Below are 5610 nucleotides of genomic sequence, written 5' to 3'. Positions count from 1 at the left end.
GCAGTGTTCAGTGTGATTCAAAGAAATGTTCCAAGGCAGTAACTCGCTCACCCGATTGATCGGGTGTTCGGCAATGTGCTCAAGCACGTAGGTCAGATAGGCCTGTGGGTTTAACCCGTTTAGCTTGGCAGTACCCACCAGGCTGTAAATCGCAGCGGCTCGTTCTCCGCCGGCATCGGAACCGGCAAACAGGTAGTTTTTGCGGCCCAGCGCGACGGCGCGTAGCGCCCGTTCGGCGGCGTTGTTGTGTACGCCCTGACAAGGCGTATGAGTTCAGTGGGTGCGAATCCCACCCGGCTACTGTCGCTCCGGCCGGAAGCACTTTGGAGCAGTTCAGGAGGCAACGAATGGGCTGAAGTATCTGAAGAAAAGGCTTCTTTAGGAAGTCAGTGACTGTGCAGGCCGTAGCGCGCAGCGAACACCGAGCAGGCCCCGAAAATGCCTTGCGGTAGCCGACCCGCCATAATAACGGGGAAGGTTGATAGTGCTGAGGGATCGAGCGTCAGACGAACTTGGCACTGCCGCCGGGGTAGTGGTGATGGCATGTACAGAAGAGAACTCATGCGAAACAGGGGAAGCCTGCCAGGGTGAAGTGGTCATTAGACACGGCCATACAAACAGTGCGCCCGTGAGGGAGGGCGCTGGCTCGGACAGGTGGCGGATGGGCTCGTAGTACCGTTGAGGCCGGGTAATGCCGGAGTAGGAAAGGAGCCCTGGTTCAAGAGAGGAGTACAAAGTGGTAAGAACGATGGGATTGGCTCCAAGCCTATTAACCCAGGTGAGAAATCGCGTTCGGAAACTACAGCGTGCCCTGTATGTGAAAGCTAAGACAGAGCCAGACTTTCGCTTCTACAGCCTGTGGGACAAAGTCTATCGAATCGATGTATTGGTCATCGCCTACCAACGTTGCCGCGCAAACCGGGGCAGCCACGGTGTGGATGGTCAGCGATTCGAAGACATTGAAAACACAGGACCTATGGAGTGGCTGGCTCAGCTACGCGAGGAGTTGAAGTCGGGTGGATATCGACCTCAGCCCCTGCGGCTGGTATGGATTCCCAAAAAGAACGGCAAACTTCGTTCCTTGGGAATTCCTTGTATTCGAGACCGCGTTGTTCAAATTGCCGTCAATCTCACACTCCAAGCAATTTTCGAAGCGGACATGCAGCCATCACAGTATGGCTTCAGACCTCGTCGAGATGCCAAGGAAGCCGTGAGGCAGGTGCACCATTACACTGCGAGGGCTGGATTGAGAGACGTTGTCGATACGGATCTTCGTGACTATTTCAATACCATTCCACACGGGCCTTTGATGAAATGTCTGGCTCGGCGTATCTCGGATGGCAGGGTGTTGCGGCTGATCAAACAATGGCTTGAGGTGGCCGTTATCGAACTCATTGACGGTAAGCTTCGACGCACCAACGAAGCCAAGCACACGCACCGTGGCAGCGCCCAAGGATCGGTGATTTCGCCGCTGTTGGCCAATGTGTACTTCAGGCGCTTCATTCTGGCCTGGGAAAATTTGGCTATGCCAAACGTCTGCATGCAAAGATTGTGAATTACGCGGACGATATGGTGATCTGCTGCCGCCCCGGCAGTGGAGAGCAGGCAATGGTACTGATGGGTGGCTTGATGGCGCGGCTGGGGCTGAGCGTCAATGAAGAGAAAACGGCGCTGGTGAAACTCTCGGAACAGTCACTCGAATTTCTGGGGTACAACCTGGGCAGGCAATACGACCGTCATGGGAAAGCCTATATCGGCACTCAACCTTCGAAAGGGGCGATGAAGTCGATTATTGGAAAAATCCATGACGAAACGGCGATCAGTATGACGTGGGACGCGGTAGAGCACCGGATAGCCGAACTCAACTCGATCCTTCGAGGCTGGGCTGGCTACTTCGACCAAGGGCCTGTGCTCAAGCACTATCGAATCCTGCAACGCTATACTGAGCGCCGTATCCGACGCTGGCTGGTCAAGAAGCATAAGCGACGAGGCCGTTCTGGGTACCGTCTATACCCGGATGCGTTCCTATACGGAAAGCTAGGCCTCCATCAGTTGCCTACGCGAATGGCCGATGTGTCGAGTGCGAAGGCATATCGATCTCGGACGAAAGCCGGATGCGTTAGTAGCGCACGTCCGGTTTGACGAGCGGGGTGTGGAAACGGAGCGCAAGCCACCGCGCCACATCCCGACTCTACCGATTTCGATTCGGCCGTCATTGCAGTAGCGCGTTAAGGCCTGCCACCGGTTGAGGGCATAGAGGATTGCACCGCCCAATGCCGACCTTTTCGACAGTTGAGTCAGCGTCTGATTAAGCCATGCGTGCAGGTGCTCCAGCAGCGGACTGGCCCGACTTTGCCGAACCGTTTTTCGCAGGTTGGGCGGCTGCCCTCGGATCTCGCTTTCGATGGCATACAGGGCTGCAATTCTTTGCAACGCCTCGCCAGCGACTGGTGAAGCCTGGTCTTTGTAGACATCGTAAAACTTGCGGCGGGCGTGAGCCCCGCATGCAGCTTCCTCAATAGTGCTCGTCGCATACAGCTGAGCAAAACCGGCGTAGCCGTCAGCCTGCAAGATCCCGCTAAAGCCCTTGAGATGAGCGCGCGGATGTTGCCCCTTGCGATCCGGCGAGTAGGCAAACCAAACTGCCGCCGGTGTCGAGTCACCCGCAGGTCGGTCGTCCCGCACGTATGTCCACAGGCGAGCCGTTTTGGTCTTGCCGTTGCCCGGCGCGAGCACGCCAATCGGCGTGTCGTCTGCATGGACTTTGTGACCGCTCATGACGTGGTGCTCAAGGGCGTTGATCAGCGGCCTGAGCAACTGACTGCTCTGGCCCACCCAGTCGGCCAGGGTTGAGCGCTCCAGCTCCACGCCCTCACGGGCGTAGATCTCGGACTGCCGGTACAGCGGCAGATGATCGACAAACTTGGAGACCAGCACATGGGCCAACAACTCCGGGCCTGCAAGGCCTCGGGCTATCGGACGACTCGGCGCCGGCACCTGGGCGATGTGCTCGCAGCAGCGACAGACCCACTTCGGACGGACATGGCAAATAACTTTGAAACGTGCCGGAACGTACTCCAGCACTTCGGACACATCCTCACCCAAATAGCGAAGCTTCCCACCGCAGCCCGTGCATTGCGACTCGGGCTGATGCACGTGAGTTTCGCGAGGCAGGTGTTCGGGCAATGGTTTGCGGCGCGAAACTGCGCGAGGGGCCGGTTCGACTGGCCGTGTCATTTCGGCTTGGCTGACTTGCAGCTCTTCAAGGCTCAACTGGAGTTGATCGATCATCGCGTCCAGTTGCTCGGAGCTGCGACCGAACTGCGTACGACGCAGCTTGGCGATCATCATTTTCAAGCGCTCAATCTCTGCCCGCTGGGCAGAGACCAGAGTCTTCAAGGCTTGAAGATCGTTCGGCAGGGAGTCGGTCACGAGAGTCATGATCGCATGTTACTGGGGATTTTTTCAGCGCGGCAAGTCAGACCGCGAGGACAGGCGCTGTACGAATTGGCCTGCGCCAATCAATGCCTTCCAACAGCATCGATAACTGCGCAGGCGTCAGCGACACGCTGCCGCTGGTTGCTTGCGGCCAGACGAAGCGCCCTTGTTCCAACCGTTTGCAAAACAGACACAAGCCGTCGCCATCCCACCACAACAGCTTGATCCGGTCACCGCGCCGTCCATCGAAGCCACGGCGCATATCAGTGACGCCAGCGGCGATCCAGATACGGGTTCCAGCAGGTGGCTGGATCGACGAGCGTCTGGAAGACTGGTTCGATGCCCATCAGCGCGCTCATCCGGGGCAGATCGTGCGGCGTCGCTTGATGGGGGTCGACTGGTTTGAGCCCCGGTCCATGGGTTGAAATCGACGAGCCCTGGATGGGGCCGCTGACCCATGGCTGCTTCTCGCAGCCCGGCGTAACGGCCATCAAACCGCTGGAGAAGGACATCGAAATCATGAAGCTGGCACTGGAAATTGCCTGCAACACGGATGATTCCCTTGCGCAGGCACTGAACAAGGCACCCAGCCGATCACCCTATGCGCGCAACCTGCCCGTACGTACTCATGTGGGCAAGGCTTGAGGTGGTTGTCAGAGGATCGTCGAACTCTTGGCCTGCCAATAAGATCCGTCGACCACTTTTTGCCAATTCCCCGTTCAGCTATTCCATTCGCCGCCGATAGGTTGAGCAGGTATTAGCCTGCTGGCTTAAAACACAATCTTCCAGCTGCCCATTAGAAAAAATAGACATTCCTGGAGGAAGTCGATGAATAGCTGGTTCGCTAATGTCAGCGTCAATATGAAGTTGGCCCTGGGATTCGGTCTTGTACTCTTTTTTACTGCCATCCTCGCTTTGACTGGCTGGAACAGTCTGAGCAAACTCATTGATCCGGCGTTTTGCAAGGTAGTTGTCGCGTGAGCCGTGTTTTTAAGCTGCTATTTTCAGTGCTGGCTGCTCCCGCTCTGGGTTGAGCGTGACGGCGCCGACAGGTTGCCAATTTTGCGTTGCACCCGACCAGCGATGTGGGTGTTTTTGACGGGCTTGCTGGTAGAGCACATGACGCTTGGCCATCACCTCTTGATCTTCTCCACGATGACGCTGCGCCGGGGTCACGAAGCGGATGTGGTTGTGGCGGTGCTCATGGTTGTACCACCGGATAAAGTCGCGCACCCAGCTGCGTGCGGCATCCAAATCGGCAAAGCCATCCTGCGGCCATTGCGGGCAGTATTTCAGGGTTCTAAACAGAGATTCTGAGTAAGGGTTGTCGTTGCTCACCCGGGGTCGTCCGCGCGATGGGGTGATGCCCAAGTCGTACAGTTTGCTCAGCAGCGTCACTGATTTCATCGGCGCGCCATTGTCCGAGTGCTGCACCAGGGGTTGGCCCGTGCAGCGCTCGCCGAGCACGGTACGCTGCATCAGTTCGGCCGCCCGTTCGCCGCTTTCGTGCTCGTAAACCTCCCAGCCCACGGCCTTGCGGCTGTAGATGTCCTCGATCAAGTACAGGTAGTAATACTGCCCGCGCACCGGCGATAGACGTTGAGTAAGAGACAGGGCGTAGTCGGGCTATCTCCCTGTCTCTCCTCACCGAACCGGACGTGCACCTTTCAATGCATCCGGCTCTCCGTTTAAACGCTGGCGAACGCCATAGCCACTTCAGTGAAGCGTGAGGTCCATGTATTCCTGGGCTCGGACCTCAGGTAAGGATTACCTTCGGGCAGACGCCACCTGAACTGCTTCTTGCCTTGCCCAACTAACCGATACAGTGTTTCACCGCTGAGTTTGCCGTTATTGGTCTTGCCAAATAAAACCCAGGTCTTACTTTGGTTGGGCTTAGGTGCTTTGCACCATTGGCGCATCAGGGTGGAGCGGTATTTGTGAGCCAGCCAATGGGCCAGTTTCCAAAACACGACACGATCGATATAGCTGAATACTTTGGCTTTGAAATCAACGAATTGATAAAACGCCGCCCAGCCTTTCAGCTTGGCGGTCTCAAGGAGCAAGTGCAACACCTGAGGTAAGGTGTTGCGATGAAAAAGACCTACAGCCACTTGAATACCGAAGAGCGAGTGACACTGATGCTCATGCGCCGGCAAGGTGACAGCCTGAGGG

General features: G+C 56.9%; 5 protein-coding genes and 4 pseudogenes. 3 read left to right on the top strand and 6 right to left on the bottom strand.

Features of this window, described 5'->3' with window-relative positions; genetic code table 11:
- Positions 1-246, bottom strand: a pseudogene (locus GIW04_RS27195) (transposase domain-containing protein); the annotation flags it as partial.
- Between the two features lie 571 nt (positions 247-817).
- Here GIW04_RS27195 and GIW04_RS27190 point away from each other — a divergent pair.
- Positions 818-1555 (top strand): reverse transcriptase domain-containing protein, encoded by a 738-nt coding sequence (locus GIW04_RS27190; RefSeq protein WP_200806985.1) that lies wholly within the window; start codon positions 818-820, stop codon positions 1553-1555.
- A gap of 14 nt (positions 1556-1569) precedes the next feature.
- Positions 1570-2142 carry a group II intron maturase-specific domain-containing protein gene (locus tag GIW04_RS31605; protein ID WP_390898413.1) on the top strand — a complete coding sequence of 191 codons (573 nt, stop codon included), beginning with the start codon at positions 1570-1572 and terminating at the stop codon, positions 2140-2142.
- On the opposite strand, the pseudogene tnpC reads toward GIW04_RS31605, so the two are convergent.
- The 3 genes and pseudogenes from tnpC to GIW04_RS27175 all read right to left on the bottom strand — a co-directional run.
- Positions 2092-3441 (bottom strand): annotated as a pseudogene (tnpC, locus tag GIW04_RS27185) (IS66 family transposase); the annotation flags it as partial. The gene GIW04_RS31605 and the pseudogene tnpC overlap by 51 nt on opposite strands.
- Before the next feature lie 37 nt (positions 3442-3478).
- Positions 3479-3700, bottom strand: a complete 222-nt coding sequence (tnpB, locus tag GIW04_RS27180) for an IS66 family insertion sequence element accessory protein TnpB (protein ID WP_057006104.1) — start codon at positions 3698-3700, stop codon at positions 3479-3481.
- Position 3701: 1 nt separating this feature from the next.
- A complete protein-coding gene (locus tag GIW04_RS27175; protein WP_156422922.1) occupies positions 3702-3989 on the bottom strand; it encodes a hypothetical protein in 288 nt (95 codons plus the stop codon).
- 277 nt (positions 3990-4266) lie between these two features.
- Here GIW04_RS27175 and GIW04_RS27170 point away from each other — a divergent pair.
- Positions 4267-4389 (top strand): annotated as a pseudogene (locus tag GIW04_RS27170) (CHASE3 domain-containing protein); the annotation flags it as partial.
- A 39-nt stretch (positions 4390-4428) separates the two neighbouring features.
- Here GIW04_RS27170 and GIW04_RS27165 read toward each other — a convergent pair.
- Both GIW04_RS27165 and GIW04_RS27160 read right to left on the bottom strand, forming a co-directional pair.
- Positions 4429-5037 (bottom strand): annotated as a pseudogene (locus GIW04_RS27165) (transposase); the annotation flags it as partial.
- Positions 5038-5126: 89 nt separating this feature from the next.
- Positions 5127-5610: group II intron maturase-specific domain-containing protein (locus GIW04_RS27160; RefSeq protein ID WP_329607646.1), on the bottom strand; the 484-nt coding region annotated here is incomplete at its 5' end.

It is taken from the genome of Pseudomonas sp. PA-4-8C, assembly GCF_021606625.1.
In the GTDB taxonomy this organism is placed as follows: domain Bacteria; phylum Pseudomonadota; class Gammaproteobacteria; order Pseudomonadales; family Pseudomonadaceae; genus Aquipseudomonas; species Aquipseudomonas lactis.
This window is presented reverse-complemented; position numbering and strand designations above follow the sequence as displayed.

Coding starts and splice junctions, on each gene's coding strand:
- tnpB (WP_057006104.1), bottom strand. CDS start 3,700: ATGCGCCGTGGCTTCGATGGACGGCGCGGTGACCGGATCAAGCTGTTG.
- GIW04_RS31605 (WP_390898413.1), top strand. CDS start 1,570: ATGGTGATCTGCTGCCGCCCCGGCAGTGGAGAGCAGGCAATGGTACTG.